This is a genomic window from Streptomyces flavofungini (assembly GCF_041028215.1).
In the GTDB taxonomy this organism is placed as follows: Bacteria; Actinomycetota; Actinomycetes; order Streptomycetales; family Streptomycetaceae; genus Streptomyces; species Streptomyces flavofungini_B.
Map to the genome: position 1 here is coordinate 1 of NZ_JASKYR010001457.1, position 914 is coordinate 914.

General features: G+C 73.6%; 1 protein-coding gene. It reads right to left on the minus strand.

What is annotated here, in order from left to right:
- Positions 1-737 (minus strand): acyl carrier protein (locus AB8Z36_RS41625; RefSeq protein WP_369218512.1); only part of this gene is annotated, 737 nt, incomplete at its 3' end.
- Positions 738-914: the final 177 nt, after the last annotated feature.

The following is a 914-nucleotide window of genomic DNA, read 5'->3' on the forward strand; positions in this document are numbered from 1 at the left end:
TCCAGGTCCCGGCCTGTCAGCTCGCCGAGGCGCTCCATGAGCACGATGAGGAGCAGAGAGTCGCCGCCCGCGTCGAAGAAGTTGACGTCAGGGGCGGGCTCGGCGCCGTCGAGTACCTCCGTCCACAGGGCGGTCACCTGGTCGGCGAGGGCGGCGGGCGCCTGCTGGTCGGCGGAAACAGGGCTGAGCACGGGGTTCTCCAAGTCGTCGGTGAGTTCGGTGGCGGCTTGCGCCAGGTCATCCAGCACTTCTTCGGCGGTGTCGCCGTCGAAGAGGTCGGTGAGATACGTCAGGTCGAAGCGGAATCGGCCGGGCCCGCCGGTGACGGTCAGCTCCAGCTCGTACTTGGCCTTCAGCCGCGGCGGTGTCACGAAGCGCGACCGGGTCGTGGTGTCGAGGGCGGGTGGCCGGGGCGGGTCGTCCGTGGCGGTGAGGTAGACGGGGGTGAGAGCGGGGCGGCYCGGGTCGCGGCCGGGTTGCAGGGCAGCGGCGAGCGCGTCGAAGGGGGTCTCGGCGTGCGCGTAGGCGGCGAGCGCCGACGCCCGTACGCGGCCGAGGAACTCCCGCCAGGTGGGCGCGCCGCGCAGGTCCGCCCGTACCGCCAGGGTGTTGACGAACATGCCTACGGTCGTGGCGCGGGCGGCGCCGTCCCTGTCCGCCCAGGGGAAGGTGAACAGGAAGTCGCGCTGCGGGCCGCGGCGTGCCAGAGCGGCGCCCAGGAGCGCGGCGCCCAGCATGAAGGTGGTGCAGCGCGGCGGCCACCTCCCGCAGTTGGGCGGCGAGTTCGGGGGGCAGGTCGCGTCGGCGCAGGTGCGCCTCGATGGTCTGGGCCCGGCCGCGCGGCCGGTCGTGCGGGAGGGCGATGTCGGTGGGTGCGTCGCCCAGCTCGGTGGTCCTTCGCTCCAGCACGGTCG